Genomic DNA, 18066 nt, shown 5'->3' with positions numbered 1-18066 from the left:
GATCGTATCTGCTGTTCGTCATGCTGTTGGCCCTGAATTCCCGATCATCATGCGCGTCAGCCAGTGGAAGCAACAGGACTACGGCGTACGCGTCGCTGAAACACCAGCTGTGATGGAAGACTGGCTGTTGCCATTGGTCGAGGCTGGTGTCGACGTCCTGCACTGCTCACAACGCCGCTTCTGGGAACCTGAGTTCCCCGAGATTGACGGTGAGAACGGCCTGAACTGCGCGGGCTGGGCGAAGAAAGTAACCGGGGCCGCGACCATCAGTGTTGGTTCGGTTGGGCTAGAAAATGATGTTACTAATGCCTTCGCCGGCAAGGGATCAACCCCTGCGAGTTTGGATCGGCTCGTCGAGCGCATGGAGCGCGAAGAGTTTGATCTGATCGCTGTAGGGCGTGTTCTGCTGAGTGACAAGGATTGGGCCGCCAAAGTTGAAAAAGGCGATTACGCGGATCTGAAGGGCTTCAATCCGGCATCTTTAGCCGAATTGGTTTGAGCCTTATTACGGAGTATGGAAAGTGTAATGTTACAAAGGTTTTAGCCTGAAGAAATCAGAGGTCTCGCCTCGGATTTTGCGAGGTCGAGTCGTAATCTGTTGTTGAGTGCGCCCTGACTGTTTCAATGACCGAACATGTTAAGGCCACTCAACACCCGCGCAAACAGGATTGGGTTGCAGTGTGGCCTGGGAGTTTATGCGCAGGCTACACAGCGTCGCTAATTAATGTAGCGCTAGATACTTCATGGCGCGAGTGGGCACCGTGTCATGGCGTCCATATTTGTGCGTCGCGGGGCATCCACCAATTGGAGCTGCAAGGCTGCGGCGAAAAATGCATCGGCGACTAGGCTAGCGGAGCAGGCAAGCCGAGTTGGACTGTATAAAACTCGTGGCTTTCCTCAGCATTCATATTGCTCGTCGAGGCTTGCACGAAGCTCGGGCCCAAACGCTTCGGGTCCTGGTCAGCGGTCTACCAGCAGCTTCGGGATTGACGGAATCAAGGACCGTTCGACCTGCTGCTCAAATGGCTGCACATCAAGTTGATGCTTCCAAAACTGCGACTACACTCGGTCTTGCTGGCCCAGAAGGATCGACGGCAGCCGTGAGTTTTCGTTGGTCCCGTTGAATTATTTATCTTCGAGACAAGGAGCAGTCATGACTTCGCTAGACTCACTTCAGCAAAGGCAAATCAGTCTTACACACGCTTTCGTGGTCAACAATGCGGCGTTGCATTCTCAGTCCTGGAAAAACATGAAGAATCCTACGCCGAGTCAGGTTACGGACAATATCCTTTCGCGTCTGAATGCCTCCAAGGTAGGCGGCGGTTATGGCGTGGTCTGGGGCCCTGCGCTGGTGATGGATGGCGAACACGCGGCGCACATCACCGTAGTGCTGGCCGGCGAGAATGACATCGTCGTGGTGACGAGTGGGACACTCAAGGACTCCTTAAAGGATCAGGTGGACGATCTTGATATTTTTCCAATGGTGCCGTTGCAGAGCGTTATTCCGGGTTACCAGGGATCGGCGAGTATCGCCCAGGGAACGGCGGATGGTGTGAACGCGATACTGACCACAGCCTCGACTATCGGTGCCACGGGCACACTGTGCGATTTTCTTGGGAGGCAGCAAAGTGGGGCGACGATCCGTCTGGTTGGACATAGCCTTGGCGGTGCGCTCATGTCGGTGCTCGCGCTTTATCTGAAAGACAGGTTCCCGGGCTTTAACTTCTTTTGCGAAACCTTTGCTGCGCCCACGGCGGGAGATGGTTTTTTCGCCAGCTATTTCAATAAGCAAATGGCCGGCAATGCGCTACGCATCTACAACACGCTGGATGTTGTTCCGATGGCGTGGTGTGCAACTTCTCTCGATTACTCCCTGACCCTTTATGAGGTCGATCCCAAGGAAAACACGAGGAACATGGTTTGTTCCTGCATAGACAAGGTTGTGAATAACAACCTGAACTATACGCAATGGGGAATGGGCAGCGCGAACATGGAGCTGCGGCTCTGTGGGAAACTTCAATCCGACTGCACAAGCTACGAGTCTCAATCCGGCTATCAGCACGTCTATGAGTACATGACACTGTTGGGCCTGCAGCCCGGCGATATACCGATGCCGCCGTTCGGCAGCTAGTGAGATAGTCTCGTCGTCCAGACGTTCGGGTTGTAGTTAGGGCATTTCTTTGAGAAGCCTTAACTGCAACCCGTTTATCCGTAAACCTATTACTCGCAACGGTGCTTAAGCAGACGCGATGTGGATGGTGAATTCATCCTGCGCTCACTTGGTTTTCGGATTGACCAGTTAAATGCTGGCGCCACGGTCATCGACCGATTTCATCATTCAAAATTTGAACGTGTACCGAAATATCAGTCGATTTTCATTGGCGCTATCGGCGTAGGTGGAACGATTTGTCGAGTTTCGCCATTGTGCCGACACATTCTTGAACGGGCCGCTTTGTATTGTGTAAGTAATATCGGTAACGCGTTCCCATTCCTTGCCATCTTTTCCCTCCGATCGTAGAGACGCTGCTTGGGCTGAGCCCAAAAGGGTGGGATCTACATCTCCACCTTTTGCGTATTTCAAACCCAGGGTAAGTCCAGGTAGCCCTGCCGCTGCGAAGTCGAAATCGTAGCGTGCGATCCAGACGCGTTCTTGGGGGGCTGTGAATGTGCTGACCAACGACTCAGCGAACAGATACGTGTCGGCGCCATTGATCATGGCGAACGATGTATCCCCCCAGGCTTTCTGAAAACCTGCGCCGAAGGTGTGGCCGCTCTGGCGATAAGAAAGCATCGAGCTGAGGGTGCGGTTGTTCACATCACCTATACCTTCATCCCCTGTTTCGCTGGCAGAAAAATATCGGACGTCGGAGATTACTGCTCCGGAGCCAAGTGCTCTTTCAAACTTCAGACCGAAAAAATTCGAGCGGTAGAGATCTTCCAGTTCAGCCACGTGATAGCTGAGTGAGAGTTGTGGCAAGGGTTTGTAATCGAGTGCGAGATAGGTGTAGTGATCGGCCTTTACCGGTTTGTACCCAAAAGCCGTCAGTGACTCAAAGTCCGTTGAGTTTCGCTGTTTCACTGCGTTAATTCGTAACGCGCTGAAGGTTACAGGCTCCAGGTCTTTGGACACCAGCATTCCACCGCGAAACACTTGTGGGAGCAGGCGGCTGTTATTGCTGGACAGCAGTGGGAGTACCGGGTTGAGACCACCAATGCGTATCTCGCTGCGACCAAGGCGAGCCTTGGCGGTTGGAATGAATTTGCTGTACTCGTTATCTACATTGCGCTGTGAATCATAGGCCAATAGGCCCGAGCCGGTTCGGTCCGGGCTGGAGTCCAATTTGACCCCCAGCAGACCGAGCGCATCGACGCCAAACCCAAGCGTGCCCTCAGTGAAGCCGGACTGCACATTCAAGATAAAGCCTTGAGCCCATTCATCGCGTTTGGATTGTTTGGCCCCATCGTTGCGAAAGTCACGGTTGTAGTAGAAGTTACGCAATTCAAGGCTTGTCTGTGTGTCCTTGATAAAGTCCGCGAAGGCGTTTGGAGCCGCGCAAGTGAACAGGATTGTCGAGACCGACGTCATACGTTTTTTTGCCATCTCTAATGCACCATTTGTTGTTGTTTTTGGTGATTGCAACGCGCGCAACTCCCTAAGGGAGCTACGCGCCCGCGCTCCGCATGTTGATAGTCTTTTATAAAGTGAAGTGTGGCCGAGGGAGTGTCAGCCGCTTGAAGCCAGTCGTACGATGGCTTCCCGACTACCCGCTTGTTGGCGAAGAATGAACTTCTGGATTTTTCCAGTGGCCGTTTTAGGAAGCTCCATGAATATCACTCGGCTTGGGCACTTGTAGCGGGCCAAACGTGACTGGCAATACGCGATGAGCTCAGCCTCGGTAGGTTGTTGAGATTCACTTTTCAGCTCGATGAACGCGCAGGGCACTTCACCCCATTTATCGTCCGGCTGTGCCACCACGGCTGCATGAAGTACCGACGTATGACCATGGAGGATGTCTTCGATTTCTACGGAGGATATGTTTTCGCCACCGGAGATGATGACGTCCTTGCAGCGGTCGGTGATCTGCATGTAGCCGTTGGGATGAACCACCGCTACATCGCCGGTATGGAACCAACCGCCTTCGAATGCCTTCTGCGTCGCTGCCTCGTTTTTCAGGTAGCCCATCATCACGGTATTGCCACGCAGCAGCAGTTCACCTGTGGTCTGGCCATCATGGGGTACGGGCGCTAATGTTTCCGAGTCGGCAACCATCAAATCTTCGAACGCCGCAGCACGCGAACCTTGTCGAACACGCATTCTGGCTTTTTCTGGTGCGCTGAGTTCATCCCAGCCGTCCTGCCAAACGCAGCTGATAGGCGTACCTGCCACTTCAGTGATGCCGTACACGTGATCAACCTGGAAACCCATCGACACCACTGCGTCCAGCACTGTCGCAGGTGGTGGAGAGCCAGCTGTCAGTACGCGAACCGAGTGCGAGAGCACTGGTGGTTTCGGCGCATTGGCAATCATGGCCATCACGGTTGGGGCTGCACAAAAATGGTCAGCCTTATGCCTGGAAATGGCATCGAAGACGTTTTCTGCAGATACCTTACGCAAGCAAATATGTGTCCCTGCTGCCGCCGCAATTGCCCAGGTGAAGCACCATCCGTTGGCGTGAAACATTGGCAGCGTCCATAGGTACCGAGGTGCCGGTGGAAGCGACCAATTGGTCATTTGCAGCAGGCTCATCAGGTAAGTGCCTCGGTGACTGACCACCACACCTTTTGGGTCTCCCGTAGTGCCCGAGGTGTAGTTGAGGGCAATAGGCAGCCACTCAGTGGTGGGCCATACCCCCTTGAACTGCGGGTCACCTTCGGCGAGTAGTGCTTCATAGTCTGGGGCATCTGCATCGACACATACCGTGGCTAGATGATCGCGAATCATGATGAGTGCCGGACGGAGTTCGAGCTGCTCCAGTGCCGCAGACGCAACGGCCATGTATTCGCAATCGACCAGCAGCAATTTGCATTCACTGTGACGCAGAATAAATGCAATGCCATCGGCATCCAGGCGATGGTTAATTGTATTGAGGGTGGCACCCGATAACGGAATCCCGAAATGCGCTTCGACCATCGCTGGCGTGTTGGGTGAGAGGATGGACACGGTATCGCCGAGCTGGATGCCTCGGCCTACCAGCGATGATGCAAGTCGGTAACAACGCTCGCGTGTTTGCGCCCAGGTGCGTTGCAATTCTCCGTGGATAATGGCCACCCGCTCAGGATGTACCAGTGCGGCTCGGTCCAGGAATCCAAGTGGGGTGAGCGGGACATGGTTGGCCGGGCTTTGATCGAGTCCACTTGCGTATGCGCCACTAATCATGGGCAGGTCTCCTTATTATTATGGTGAAAAACTGCGAAAGCACTGACTGGCTCCCGCGCCGTTACCAGCGTGTTTTCAATAGCCACGGGATCGGCGTAACCAAGGCTCATGCCGCATACCAGCATTTGCTCGGCCGGGATGTTCAGAGTGTCTGAAATGACATTGTGGTATTTGAGAAATGCAGCCTGCGGACACGTGTGCAAGCCTCGGCCACGTGCAGCCAGCATGACGCTTTGCAGGAACATGCCGTAATCCAGGAGGCTGCCTTGCTCAAGCACTTTGTCCAACGTAAACAGCAGGCCAACCGGGGCATCGAAGAATCGGTAGTTGCGCCCGTGCTGTTGGTGCATGCGTTGCTTTTCACCTTTGGCAATCCCCAGCAGCCCATAGAGATCCCAACCCACCTTACGCCTGCGATCAACATAGGGCGTGACCCACTCGCGTGGGTAGTATTCGTAAGGATCTTGCAGGTCGCTACTGAGCTGCGGATCGTTGTCGATAGCGGCGATTGCCATCGACAGCCGATCTTTGGCGTCACCGGTTACGACGTGAACGCGCCATGGCTGCATGTTCACACCCGAGGCACTGAAGCGAGCGATGTCTAGAATCGCTTCAATTTCTTCATGGGGCACAGCTGTCGGGAGAAAGGCTCTGACGCTGCGGCGTGAGGCGATTGCCCAGTCGACCGTGCGCTTAAGCTCTTGCGCTGACAGTGGCGGTAGTGACAAGCGATTCAAGGTACATATCCTTTAACGTGTTCAAGCCAGATGGTCAGGAACATGAAGACGGCTAGCAGTCTGTCAGCGTGATAAGGCTGGCGCTTTGCTGACCTGGGTGGAGTCCGCATGTGCCTGGTTTACGAACGTGACCGCCAAGGCGCCTATGAGGCCTGCGAGGGCGATCACCATGAAGTTTTGTTCAAGTGGCAAGGCCAATGAAACGAGCCTGCCGATTAGTACCGGCGCGATAATTGCGCCAATTCGGCCAACTCCAGACGCGAAGCCCACGCCTGTCGAACGGATTGGAGTGGGATAGAAATCCCCTGCGTAGGCGTAGGCAATCAGTTGAGTTCCGAGTGTTGAGGCGCCAACAATGAATACGACCACGAACAACAGTTCGGTTGAACGTGTAAAACCCATCACGGTGAGCGCCACTGCTCCCACGAGGTAGAATGTAATCAGCACATACTTGATGTTGAATTTATCGCTGAGCCATCCGCCTCCAATCGCACCGATAATCGCTCCCACGTTGAACACGATGACGAAGTTCAGAGCCGAGCCAAGACTATGACCTGACATTGCCATCAATTTGGTCAACCAGGAATTGAGCGCGTAGACCATGAACAGACCCGTCATGAATGCAGCCCAGATCATGACCGTGCTGAACCCGCGACCCTCGCTGAATAGCCCTTTGATCGGACTGTCGAGCGAAGCTTTTGTCTCGGCAGGATTGCCCGCGAGTACAGCGTCACTACTCAGCGGATAAGCGGGATTGATTCTTTTGACGATGGCGCGCAGTTCCGTTTGGCGGCCTTGTTTGAGCAAGTACGCCATGGACTCTGGCAGGGTCTTCAGAATCAGCGGGATTAACAGGACGGGTAGGCCTGCGACGTAAAAGACGGACTGCCAACCATGACTTTCGATCAGTTGTTTGCCCGTGAGCGCGACCAGAATGCCGCCCACGGAGTAACCCGCAAACACTAAGGTCACCAGCCGGGTACGAAGTTTCGCTGGCGAGAACTCGCCCATCTGTGCGGTGACGATCGGAAGGACGCCACCGATCCCCAGCCCGGCGATGAAACGGGCGATGCTGAAGCTGATCGGGTCGCTGGTAAGCCCCGCAGCCGCTGTGAACAGGCTGAACAACGCTACGCAGATGGCGATCATTTTAGGACGGCCGATACGATCGGCTAAGGTGCCCAGAAAGATAGCGCCCAGCATTGTCCCGAGCAGGGCCGACCCGGCCATGACACCAGCGCTTGTAGCGTCAATTCCCATGTCCTGCATGATGGCGGGCAGTGCAGCGCCGACTACGGCGAGGTCATAACCATCGATGATCAGAATCAGCACGCACCAGAAAAGAATCAGTCGATGAAATCCGTTGAATTTTGATTCGCCCGCGAGCGTGTAGACGTTCACTGATTGCATATCGTGTCTCCTTCAATTTTATTTTTGTTGGTGAAGTGCACTTGCTTAGGTACATCAGGGTTGCTTTCCCCCAAGCGGTTAGCCATTGGGGTACTCACTGACCACCGCAACCTCGATCTGGAATTGTTGACCTCTAGCGACTGGCGTTCGTAGGGAAGCCATTTGCGGTCATTCTAGGTAGGCGATTTGGCGCCGCCCATGCCTGGCCGCACCAACTTATGTGAGCTGTTTGGGCATGTCGCAAGAGCGCCGAGTGAACCCGCTGCGGTGTGAGGACAGGGTGGTGATAGCGAATGCCAGGGACGAGCTCCTGGCTAGCGGCTAATACGCGTGGGAGTAGAGCGAGTTTGCCACTTGGTGGACTTCACTCATCTAAATGATGGCGTCGATAAGCACCTGGATTGACGCCTGTCCATTTCTTGAACGCTCGATGAAAGGCGCTGGTTTCCTGAAAGCCGGTTTCTGCCGCGACTTCCGTAACCGTCATATCTCCACGCGAAAGCAGATCAATGGCCATGTCGCGACGCAGATCGTCCTTGAGATTCTGATAATGGGTGCCCTCTGACTGCAGCCGGCGCTGAAGTGTCGAGTTGGACATGCGCAGCACAAGTGCCAGGTCATCCCGTTCGGGCCATTGGTCTGGGCTCAACCCTCGCAAGTGTCGTCTTATCTGTGCGCTGATACTGTCGTCGTTGCGATACTTCACCAAAAGACTGGCAGGAGATTCTTTTAGAAACCCGCGAAGGGTTGCGGTCGACTGCGCAATTTTCATGTCCAGGAATTTTTTGTCAAAGCTCACAGCGGTCGTTGACGCATCGTATTGAATGTTCTCGCAAAAACGCATTCGGTAGTCGCTTTCATCGTCGGGCTTTGGAGCACTGAAACTGAGCGTCTGCAATGGAATCCGTTGGTTTACAAGCCAGCATGACAGGCCATGTACCAAGATAAACCAGGTGCCGTAAGCAAATAGTCGTCGCAATATCCCCTGATCCTGCAGGACGATAAACGCTTGGTCTTCCTTGACGTATAGCTCGCCATGAATGTCATCGAGTACCAACCGCAAGAACGAGAGCATCCGAGGTAAAGCCTGTCCCAAGGTTGAGCAATCGAGTAGCGCGTGACACATCAGCTTGAAGCTGCCTCGGCGCATTGGATGACTATCAATGCCGAAAAACTCGTCATCCAGCAGGTCTGCCAGTTCCACCCACAGACGAGCAAAAGAAACAGCTGAAACTCTAGCTCTTGGGGCATCAAGCAATTGAGGGTCTATGTCCGCATTTGCTAGCGCAAGGGCCAGATCCATGCCTCGTTGCTTAGCGCTATGAAGAGCTTCATGCACCAGTGAGATTGACGTTGTTCCTTTGTCCAGGATGTTCGCCATAAGTTCTCCGTGGATGTGTGACCGTTACTCACTGTATTGCTTGCGCAGTTATCTCGCCAGCGAGACGATTTTTTGGCCCAAACGCTCATGCAAGCTGATGGCTTTGACCATTGCTCGTCACGCATCAGAAGGCGTCAACTACTCGCTGGTGACTTTAAAATCAGAGGCAATGGGGTCGATGTAAGCCGTCTGCAGGTCCCGCTCCGGGATCTCCCAAATGATTTGCCTGGGCGGCGTTTCTTTGAAGGCCGGGTTGTTGAGGTAGCTGTTTGCAGCGCCAGAGAACGCTCCGCCGTCTTTGGCGAAGTTACCCACGGGGGCGCCCAGTGCCTGCTGCAGGAACCCTGCGAAGTTGGAGTTGCGTGAGAACGAAGTGCCGATGAGCGCGCTGTTGGGGAGGTCGGCATCGCCAAAGAGGTCTGCCTCAGTATCAGGGCTGTCGGCTGACGCAGCGGGACGTTCGTGGGTGTTGGTTTGGGCGACCATTTCGGGTGCGGGTTGCCAGTTGAGCGGCAGCCAGTCGATGCCCGCCAGATGGACCAGATCGCCAGGTCGTACCGCGAGCGGGGCATGACTTTCGTTGAACGACCTGCGTGGCGTTGCGCTGATGCCCAGGGTCTTCAGGCGCTGGGTGATGGCATCGGCCGCCGCCTTCGCACCGGATTCGCTCCAGTGCGTATCGGTGCGCAACCAGGCACTGGCCCCCAGTGGTGTCAGCGCACCGGTGAGGTCCAGATTCGATACGCCAGCCCCGTCTAATTTCGAGGCCCAGGTCTGGATGCGCCCTTCGAGAACGGCTGGACGGTGCAGTGCGCAACGCTGCCCGGAAGCGATGCGGCTCTTGTCTGGAACGATGACCACCAGCAGGCTGATGTCACGTTGGGAGAGCTGCTGCTTCAGATCAATCACCGCCTGGACTTTGGCATCGGCATTGCGCTGCGCTTGATCATTGACCTTGAGCTCATCGGCCAAAAACAACCAGTCAGGACAACCCGAGCGAACCCTCGGCCCGGTGTCCCCGAGGAGCAGCCAACTGGCACCGCGCTCCAGCTCGGCGAAGGTCGTGGGGAGTTGAGCGTTCGACAGTTCCTTGGCGATCCGATGAGTGATATCGCCGTCAAGAATCTGCGGGGGCAGCACTTTATCGGGTAGCGAGATTTGCCCTGAGACAATCAGACGGCCAGAGGACAGCAGTCCGACGAACAGGAATATCAGCAGCGCCACGCCTGCCAACCGACTGCTGCGTGTCGCCAGATCATCTGGCGGAGTGGGGGGCGGGGTGTGCTTTAGGTTCGTCATCAGAATTGGAAGTACAGGAAGGGTACGGTTTCGCGACTGGCGATCAGTGCGAACGACAGCATTAAACCGGCGATGGGCCAAAGAGCGGCGGTGTAAAACGCAATGCCGCCCAGTTGTTTCTCACAGTAAGGGCGCAGCAGCGGTGCGACGATTCCGAACACACCCAGCAAGCCCGCAAGGCCGTGTACCGGGCGCAGGGTCGCGGACAGTTCATCACCGAGGGCGATGCCCTGCAGGCCGAACTGCCCGGCATACAGGCGTAGCGCGCTGTGAAAGTCGGGGGCGCGGAACAGTGTCCAGGCCAGGCAAACGAACAGCAGTGTCAGCCCATGGGAAAGCACCGGCGGTACCGGGGACAGGGTAGAGCTGTTCCAGGCACGATTCACACACAACGCAATGCCATGGGCGCTGCCCCACAGCAGATAATTCCAGCTATCGCCACCGTGCCAGAGGCCGGCGATGGCCATGATCAGGAACAGGTTGCGATAGGTCTTCCAGGTGCCGTTGCGATTGCCACCCAGCGAAATATACAAATAGTCACGTAACCAACTGGACAACGACAGGTGCCAACGACGCCAGAAGTCCTGGATGCTGTTGGCCAGATACGGACGGTCGAAGTTCTCGGGAAAGTGAAATCCCAGCATCAGTCCTAGCCCAATCGCCATGGCACTGTAGCCGGCGAAGTCGAAGAACAGTTGCAGGGAGTAGGCAAGGCAGCCAACCCAGGCGTCGGAGAAGCTGGGGTTTGGCAAACTGAACGCCACATCGACCACCGGCGACAGGGTGTCGGCCACCAGCACCTTCATGCTCATCCCGACCATGAACCGGCGTGCGCCCAGCGAGAAATTCTGCAGGTTGAAGTGACGCTGATTCAGCTCACGCCGAACCCAGTCATAGCGAATGATGGGGCCGGCGACCGAGTGGCCGAACATCGAGATATAGGTGGCGTAATTGATGAAGCTGCGTTCGACCGGCACGGTGCGGCGGTGTACATCCACCAGATAGGAAATCGCCTGCAATACGATAAACGATAGCCCGGCCGGCATGATGACCCGCTGCCAGTCCTGCGGCATGGCGCCATACCAGGTGACGGCATCGATCAACGTGCCGGCGACGATGTTGGCGTACTTGTACCAGCACAGCACCGCCGTGTTGAGCACGATCAGCATCACGAGTAGCCGCACGCGGCCCGTGCCTTTTTCCCGCGAGGCGTCAATCAGCAAACCGCCGGCCCACGCCGTGATCGTCAGCACCACATGCACTGCGAGGAACCGGGGGCTCAACCAGCCATAAAACAGCCAGCTGCCGATCAGTAGCGTGACGTTGCGCCAGGCGGCTGGGCACACTGCATAAGTGCACAAGAACAGCGGCAGGAACAACGTCAGAAACTCGAGAGAGGCAAAAACCATGGTGGTGGCGCGATCCGATCAGTGGGCCAGGACGTCAGTCGCGAGCAACAGGTGCGGACCCTTTGCGCCAGGTAGCAGCACAACGCTGTAGCGCTCGCCGGCCTTGAGCTGGCCCAAGTCAAGCGGGGCACCGACGTTGGTTTTGGCGCAGACCAATTGAACCGACAGGCTGACCGGGTTGATCGCTCGGCGTTGCACGCTGCCGTCGGCCACCTCCTTGAACAGGTCGGCGTTCTTCCCCGCAGCGCGCAAACCAGCCTGGGCGCACGCTGGGTCGGCGCTGATAAACGCCAGCGAGGCTCTCAGGCTATTGAAGTCGTCGGGTTGCTCACGGATGACGACCTGGCGGATACCTTGAGCGTTGTCTGGCAAAGCGATCACGCTGGCGAATTCGCCTGCTGCCACCTGGATGTCCAGCGGCTGGCTTTTGCCGTTGCGTTCCAGGGTGCCCTTGATCGCCTGGTTGGCGGGGACGGGCAGGTAGTCGGACACGGCATTCGAACCCTCGAGTCTTAGGCTGGCCTGTGAGCCTTCGGCCAGCAGCTGCAACGGTTGGTCAGCAGCGTTGATAAAGCGCAGGAAGGCCGAGTCCTGATCCGGGCCTGTCGGGTACAGGGCAATGTCGGCGGCCTGGGCGTGCAGGCTCAGCATCAAGGGCGCGAACAGCGCCCAGCCACATGCGTATCGGCTCATTTGCCGGCTCCTGTGCTGCTGACGGTGTTGGCGGGCAGTTTGGCCAACGCACCGCCAATCGCAGTGCCCCATGCTTGATAACCGGCGACGGTGAAGTGCTGCCCATCGGTGGTGACCCACTGCCCGGGTTTGGAGAGCGTCAGCGAATCGATGTAGGTGCAAGGCGCGACGTTCGCGGCCAAAAACTGAGACATCAACTGGGTGCGGGCATCATTCTTCTGGTACATGCCACCGGCCTTGCCCCAGGCCGGGCCCACCCAGGCGCAACGGGTCCCGGTGGCCGCGATGGCCTTGGCCAGTCCGGTGACGCTTTGCCATGCCCAGGCCTTCGGAAACACTGGCTTGTCATAGGACGCCATGGTGTCGCCGATGACCAGTACCACCAGGTCGGGTTTGTCGGCGGCGATCAGGTCCTGGATCGGTGTGGTGGTTGCCTCGCGCCCTTTGATCACGATCTTGTCGTTGCCTTTGCGCTCGGCGCCGCAGTCGACCTTTTTGCTGATCAGCCAGTCACCGGCGCTGGCACCGCAGGCACCGATGGAATGAACCAGTGCGCCTTGGCGAGTCAGGTTGTCGTGCAGCGGCTCCAGCAAATGGTCCGCGAGGCTCATATGGCTCTCCCCAAGAACAAGGAGGGACAGGCCGGCAAGGGCAGAAGTGGGCATCGAAAGCTCCAGAATGATCAGTTGGAATAAGGCGAGGTATACGGGCTGACCGGCAGGCTCATGGGGCCGCTGATGTCTTCGAACTGGTAGCGCAAAGACAGGGCACCGCTGAGTTGTTGGTAGTCGTGGGCGTTATCCAGGCCCAGATTGGCGCCCAGCAGGAAGTTCGAAGCGACCTTGTATTCAGCCGCCGCGGCGACGCTGTAGCCGATCCCGGTTTTGTTTTGCCCTTCGTAGCGCAGGCCCGAGGCCGCTTGCAGGGCTTTGTCGTTGGGGAAATAGTCGGCGCTGTCCTGCTCGAAATGCTGCACGCCGACCGAGCCTTTGACTTGATACGTCAAGCGCCCGGTGCGTTGTGCCCAGGTCACCGGAATGCCCAGGGCGAAGAACGTCTGCGGGCTGAAATAGCCGCCGTGGCCATAGGTGAAATAGTCCTGATTGTTGGCGTAGCTGATGCCGGTCATGCTCAGGCCGACGGTCAGCTTGCTGTCCGTTGCATTTTTCAGGTACCAGTAGACACCGCTGCCCAGTTCACTGCGGTTGTTGGACTCAACATGGTTACCCAACAGCTGGTGCCAGGAGGCGTAGCCATAGGCGCCGACTTCGTTGTCGTCAAAGCTCAACTGGCCACGCCCGCCGTTGGCGGTCACGCCGCCCCAGGACTGCCCGCTGCGTTTGTCCGTGGTGCCGGCAAACGAGGTGACGCTGTCAGTTACCGGACGCCGGGAAACGCTCACGCCGTAACGGACATTAGAGGAGTCGCTCACGGGGCGATCAATGCTGATGCCGCCAGTGGCGGTGGTGTATTTGAAGCCGAGCGGGGTGGTGCCCAGATCAGCTTTGAGCCCATCCGCAGGCCGTTGAATAGCGACGGAAAGGCCGACACCCTCGGCTTTTTGCGAGCCGACGCCGTCGCTCTGCGCACCGCTACCAAAGCGCGACAGTGCATCGCCGCTGACACTGCCAGCGTTCAGCGAGACGGGCGTCACGCGCAGGGCGACGCGGCTTTCATCCAGCGGGATATTAATTTCCAACGGTGTTTCAATATCGGTCAGTTTGCTCAACCCCGACTCACTGTTGTTGCTGCGAATGCTCACGCCCTGGGTGACGTAGGCACTGCGCTCCTGAAGGATTTTATTCAGCGCCAGTTGCGCGGGGCTGATGTCCTCGCTCACCAGTGCTGCGCGCGGCAGCTGCGACTCGAATCGATTGCTCGCCTGCTGCGGCCTTGGCGGGGCGTCGATGCCAAAAGGGGTGTAAGACTTCACGCTGCCCGGCATCTCCTGGACCGGTGGCGGGATCGCTGCCAGCAAGGTGTCGCGACTGACCTCGCTACGTGGACCCGAAATCCCGGCAAAAGGGTTGGGCGCCACCGTCGAGCCGGCCAGTTGGCCTCCCTGGTTCCTGCGTTTCTCGCTCTGTTCAATGGCCACCGCTTTGCGCAGCAGATCGGTCGCCGTGCCGGTCTGGCCCATGTTCTGGTAGCGGCGGGCGGCCTCTGTCAGTGTTTGAGGGTTGCCGGATTCAGTCTTGAGCAACTGTTGCAGTGCCTGTTCGGCAAAGGCCGTGTCCTGTGCCAACACCGCCGCGTCGGCGGCACCCAACAGCAGTTGTGGGTCGTTTGGCTGACGTTGTAATAGCGGTTTGTAGAGTTCGAGGGCTTTTGCCGTGTCACCATTGGCCGAGTACATCCGCGCCAATGCCGCGACGGCGGCGCTGTCACCGGGACGTTGCGCCAGTGCGGGCGCTAGCGTGTCATAAGCGCTGGCCAGATTGCCTCGTTCACGCAACTGGTCAGCCTGGCGGATGCGATAGAGATAGAGCAGGTCGTCGAAACGCTTGCGAGCCGGCGCGTTCAAGGGCCTGTTCTGAAGGTCGCGCAGAATCTCGTTGACCTGTGCGTCTTCTCCGGTTTTAAGCAGGACCGCCGCGTATTGCAGGATGAAGTCCGCCGAGGGCGCCGTGGTGTTTTGCAACTGGCCGCGCATGAGGGCCAGCGCACGGGTTGGCTCGCCGATGTCGACATACGCCGAGGCCAGGCTCGCCATGCGATCGGGACTGTTGTTGGCCGTCGGCTGAATACGATCGAGCAAGGTCAGGGCTTCCTGGCGCTGGCCGCGCTTGCCCAACTCGATCGCCTGGCGCAGTTGCAGGTTGAGGCTGACATCAGCGGCCAGCGCGTCCATGTCCGGGGTGCGCTGGTCGGGGCGCAAGCGTCCCAACGTTGTCTGGGCGGCTTTCCACTCACCCATCTGCACCGACAGCAAGGCGCTGACGTAAAGCGCATCGGCATTGTCGGGGCGGGCCTGGAGCATGGCGTTGATCAGGTCCCGAGCCTTTTGCGGTTCGCCCATCGCCAGGTTCAGGCGGGCCAGGGCGAAACGTGTCCAGATGTTGTCCGGCTCAACGCGCAGCGCGTCTTGCAAGGCATTGCGCGCAGCGGGCAGGTCGTTGCGTTGTTCGGCGAGGGCGGCCAGTTGCGTCGCGCGCAAGGCTTGCAGGCGTGCGGACTGGCCGATCTTTGCCTGTCCGGTGGCGGGCAGGCTGTTGATCAGTTGCAGGGCTTCATCGTTCTTGCCGCTCTTGAGCAGCATATTGACCAGCCCTTCCTGTGCTTGAGGGTCGTCGCGGCGCTGGTTCAAAATCTGCCGATAGTTGCGCTGAGCGTCATCGAACTGGCCCGCGCTGGCCTGAATATCCGCCAGGGCGAGGCGAGCATCTACCCCGTTTGGATTGAGCCGCAGTGCCTGGTTGACCAAGAGCTGTGCCTGGGCTGTCTGGCCTTTGGCCTGGGCGTCGCGGGCCTGCTGCAATGCTGACCAGTAGCGCACTTCGTTCAGCGCAACTTGCCAGCGGCTGCCGTCGTTTTGTCGCGTGGCCTGACTCAAGAGCTGTTCCGCTTCGGCCAGTCGGTGTTGCTGCTGGCGAATAACCCCAAGGCCACCCAGCGCGTCAGCATCATCGGGCCGGGTTTTCAAGCGTGCTTGAAAAGCCTGTTCGGCGGAGGCCTGATCGCCTTCTTTGAGCGCCTTCAGGCCGCGCGCGACTTCGGCAGGCGGTTGCCATTCCTTGCTGGCCGTCGTTGCCACCTGTTGCTTGCCCTTGTTCATCTGCGCCCGGATTTCCACGTCATCCGGATGCGTCTTGAGGTACGCCTCGAACAACGGCACTTGTGCCGGATTGGGCGGACCGATCCAGGTCAGCGCCAGGCGCCAGCTTTCGTCGGCATCACCGGCAATGTCGGCACGCTGGGTCAGCGCGGCCAGGGCGCGGACGCCCTCGGCACGGCTGTCTTCACGGCGCACCAGATGCTTGGCGTAAAACAGCGCGACGATCGAGTCGTTGGGCATCTCGCGTTGCAGGCGCTGAAATCCGCTGCGTGCCTCAGCCCAGTCAGCCTGATTGAAAGCAAGGTTGTTGTAATACTCACGGCCGATCGTACCTTGAGGTGGACGGCCATCGAACAGCGAGCGAAACACGACGGTCGCCTTGTCACGCTCACCGGCATCGACGAGGCGCCGAGCCTCTTCCAGACGCTGCTGGTTCTGCGGTTGGGCCACGCTGATGTCCTGCGCCAATTGCAGTGCCTGCCGAGGCGGGGGCTGGATGGCCTGCAAGCGGGCGAGGTATTGCTGCGCCTGTTGTGGCTTGCCCTGTTGCACGCCAATCAAGCCCAGGCCATACAGTGCGTCAACCTGGGCCGGGTCCAGCAGCAGGACTTTCAGCCAGACTTCCGCCGCGCGTTGAGGGCTTTTGTGCAACTGCCAGTACTGCCCTTGCTCGACGAGTAATGCCTGTGGTGTCGGACTTTGAGCGTGTGCAGCAGCCGTCCATGCGCTCATGACGGCGATGGCTAGCGTGCGGTGGTGCGCGTGCATGCGGTCTCCCAGGAGAGTTTCAGCGTTCCGTCTTCCCGGAATCGGTAATGTTTATCTGCCCATCCGAGGGCGAACAGGCTGAGCATGAAGTTGTAGTAACGCGGCGGACCGGCTTCGCCATCAGGCCTGGCCAGTGCTTCGTGCAAGGCGAGCTCCACGCGGCGTCGTTGCTGATCGGCCAACCCGGGTTGGCCCTTGGCCTCAAGGTAGGGAATCAGTGCAGCCCAGAATCCGAACGGGCTCTGACCCTGAACAGTGCCGTGGAGAACCTGGACTGTTTCCGGGGGAGAACCCGTTGCGACAGTGCTGCGGGCCATGCCGTCCAGCCGTTTGAGCAGGCGCGCTGCCAGCGGTCCAGAGGTATCACTCATGCCCAGCCAGAGGTACACGCGAATGGCATCGTAGCTGCCCGTGTCGCCGTGGATCGGGTCGCTTGTGAAGGCACCCGATTGCGCTGAAGTGCCTTGATAACCGACCCAATCAGCGACGAAACCGTGGCGGCTTGATTGGGCAATCATCGTCGCGGTGTTGTTGGCAATCGCTTGCCAGGGCCCCGAGGGGGCTTCCTTGGCCAGCCGTCGTAACAGTGGCAGTGGCAGGTAGCTGGGGTTCAAGCGCCAGAGAGCGTCCGGTTGGACGAAACCCTGTGGTCCAGGCAACACCATCGGGCCCAGCCCGGGGAGCTTGACGACCAATTGCGCTTCAATTGTCGCCATCAGGTGCAGGGCGTCCTGGTGATAGTCCGGCCGATGCCACAGGCGTGCGGCTTCGAGTAGGGCGTAGGCGATCCACAGGTCGGCGTCGGCGGCCGAATTGGCGTCTTGCAGGCGCCACTGACCGTCCGTGCCTTGCCCCCATAACCAGCCCGGCAGGCGTGTGGCGGTGTCGGAGCCTGCGAGGTTGGCTGAGGTCCAGCGCCAGAGTTTGTCAAAGCGTGGCTGATCGTTGCCGATCAGTGCGAAGAGCATGCCGTAGGACTGCCCTTCAGAGGTGCTGTGATTGTTCTCCTGGCTCGATTCCAGAACCCGGCCGTCGGCCTGGACGAAGCGCGCTGCATAGGTTTGCCACAGTGGCCAGGCTGGCGACTCACAGGATTTCCCGGCCGCTATCGCAGGCGCCAGCAGGGCAAGCGCAAGCACGGCGCCCCACCTGCGCGTGTTACCGCGCAGGCACTGGCGAAGTGAAACACCTCGGCTGCTCATGGACGACACAGGCAT

At 58.2% G+C, this 18066-nt stretch carries 12 protein-coding genes and 1 pseudogene; 2 read left to right on the top strand and 11 right to left on the bottom strand.

All coding sequences use genetic code 11. From position 1 onward, the window contains the following. Positions 1 to 499: pseudogene (locus KW837_RS07890) on the top strand (12-oxophytodienoate reductase); the annotation flags it as partial. A gap of 654 nt (positions 500 to 1153) precedes the next feature. Beyond that, the gene (locus KW837_RS07885) at positions 1154 to 2131 is read left to right on the top strand and encodes a lipase family protein (RefSeq protein ID WP_218395131.1); all 978 of its coding nucleotides are present in this window, start codon (positions 1154 to 1156) and stop codon (positions 2129 to 2131) included. 207 nt (positions 2132 to 2338) lie between these two features. Here the strand turns inward: KW837_RS07885 and KW837_RS07880 are convergent, their stop codons facing one another. The 11 genes from KW837_RS07880 to bcsZ all read right to left on the bottom strand — a co-directional run bounded on the left by KW837_RS07880 (position 2339) and on the right by bcsZ (position 18066). Further along, positions 2339 to 3601, bottom strand: a complete 1263-nt coding sequence (locus KW837_RS07880) for an OprD family porin (protein WP_256348622.1) — start codon at positions 3599 to 3601, stop codon at positions 2339 to 2341. Between the two features lie 123 nt (positions 3602 to 3724). Next, entirely contained in the window at positions 3725 to 5377 is a 1653-nt protein-coding gene (locus KW837_RS07875) for an AMP-binding protein (RefSeq protein WP_218395130.1), read from the bottom strand. Then, positions 5374 to 6114 carry a nitroreductase gene (locus tag KW837_RS07870; RefSeq protein ID WP_218395129.1) on the bottom strand — a complete coding sequence of 247 codons (741 nt, stop codon included), beginning with the start codon at positions 6112 to 6114 and terminating at the stop codon, positions 5374 to 5376. Before KW837_RS07870 ends, KW837_RS07875 begins: the two co-directional genes overlap by 4 nt. A gap of 63 nt (positions 6115 to 6177) precedes the next feature. After that, positions 6178 to 7524 (bottom strand): MFS transporter, encoded by a 1347-nt coding sequence (locus KW837_RS07865; protein ID WP_218395128.1) that lies wholly within the window; start codon positions 7522 to 7524, stop codon positions 6178 to 6180. A gap of 364 nt (positions 7525 to 7888) precedes the next feature. Next, positions 7889 to 8905 (bottom strand): AraC family transcriptional regulator, encoded by a 1017-nt coding sequence (locus KW837_RS07860; protein WP_218395127.1) that lies wholly within the window; start codon positions 8903 to 8905, stop codon positions 7889 to 7891. A 138-nt stretch (positions 8906 to 9043) separates the two neighbouring features. Further along, entirely contained in the window at positions 9044 to 10204 is a 1161-nt protein-coding gene (locus tag KW837_RS07855; protein WP_218395126.1) for a cell division protein FtsQ, read from the bottom strand. Continuing rightward, positions 10204 to 11613, bottom strand: a complete 1410-nt coding sequence (locus tag KW837_RS07850) for an MBOAT family protein (protein WP_218395125.1) — start codon at positions 11611 to 11613, stop codon at positions 10204 to 10206. The genes KW837_RS07855 and KW837_RS07850 overlap by 1 nt, the downstream gene beginning before the upstream one ends. A gap of 18 nt (positions 11614 to 11631) precedes the next feature. Continuing rightward, the gene (locus KW837_RS07845; protein ID WP_218395124.1) at positions 11632 to 12306 is read right to left on the bottom strand and encodes an alginate O-acetyltransferase AlgF; all 675 of its coding nucleotides are present in this window, start codon (positions 12304 to 12306) and stop codon (positions 11632 to 11634) included. Then, positions 12303 to 12971 carry an SGNH/GDSL hydrolase family protein gene (locus KW837_RS07840; protein WP_218395123.1) on the bottom strand — a complete coding sequence of 223 codons (669 nt, stop codon included), beginning with the start codon at positions 12969 to 12971 and terminating at the stop codon, positions 12303 to 12305. The genes KW837_RS07845 and KW837_RS07840 overlap by 4 nt, the downstream gene beginning before the upstream one ends. Before the next feature lie 17 nt (positions 12972 to 12988). Further along, positions 12989 to 16849 (bottom strand): cellulose biosynthesis protein BcsC, encoded by a 3861-nt coding sequence (locus KW837_RS07835; RefSeq protein WP_218395122.1) that lies wholly within the window; start codon positions 16847 to 16849, stop codon positions 12989 to 12991. Next, the gene (gene bcsZ, locus KW837_RS07830) at positions 16825 to 18066 is read right to left on the bottom strand and encodes a cellulose synthase complex periplasmic endoglucanase BcsZ (protein WP_256348554.1); all 1242 of its coding nucleotides are present in this window, start codon (positions 18064 to 18066) and stop codon (positions 16825 to 16827) included. The genes KW837_RS07835 and bcsZ overlap by 25 nt, the downstream gene beginning before the upstream one ends.

It is taken from the genome of Pseudomonas sp. PDM24 (genome assembly GCF_019218905.1).
Classification (GTDB): Bacteria; Pseudomonadota; Gammaproteobacteria; order Pseudomonadales; family Pseudomonadaceae; genus Aquipseudomonas.
This window is presented reverse-complemented; position numbering and strand designations above follow the sequence as displayed.

Bases quoted from the DNA above. Each gene is read 5' to 3' on its own strand.
- KW837_RS07875 (WP_218395130.1), bottom strand. From the start codon at position 5,377: ATGATTAGTGGCGCATACGCAAGTGGACTCGATCAAAGCCCGGCCAAC.
- KW837_RS07855 (WP_218395126.1), bottom strand. From the start codon at position 10,204: ATGACGAACCTAAAGCACACCCCGCCCCCCACTCCGCCAGATGATCTG.
- KW837_RS07840 (WP_218395123.1), bottom strand. From the start codon at position 12,971: ATGCCCACTTCTGCCCTTGCCGGCCTGTCCCTCCTTGTTCTTGGGGAG.
- KW837_RS07860 (WP_218395127.1), bottom strand. From the start codon at position 8,905: ATGGCGAACATCCTGGACAAAGGAACAACGTCAATCTCACTGGTGCAT.
- KW837_RS07835 (WP_218395122.1), bottom strand. From the start codon at position 16,849: ATGCACGCGCACCACCGCACGCTAGCCATCGCCGTCATGAGCGCATGG.
- KW837_RS07885 (WP_218395131.1), top strand. From the start codon at position 1,154: ATGACTTCGCTAGACTCACTTCAGCAAAGGCAAATCAGTCTTACACAC.
- bcsZ (WP_256348554.1), bottom strand. From the start codon at position 18,066: ATGCCTGTGTCGTCCATGAGCAGCCGAGGTGTTTCACTTCGCCAGTGC.
- KW837_RS07880 (WP_256348622.1), bottom strand. From the start codon at position 3,601: ATGGCAAAAAAACGTATGACGTCGGTCTCGACAATCCTGTTCACTTGC.
- KW837_RS07850 (WP_218395125.1), bottom strand. From the start codon at position 11,613: ATGGTTTTTGCCTCTCTCGAGTTTCTGACGTTGTTCCTGCCGCTGTTC.
- KW837_RS07865 (WP_218395128.1), bottom strand. From the start codon at position 7,524: ATGCAATCAGTGAACGTCTACACGCTCGCGGGCGAATCAAAATTCAAC.
- KW837_RS07845 (WP_218395124.1), bottom strand. From the start codon at position 12,306: ATGAGCCGATACGCATGTGGCTGGGCGCTGTTCGCGCCCTTGATGCTG.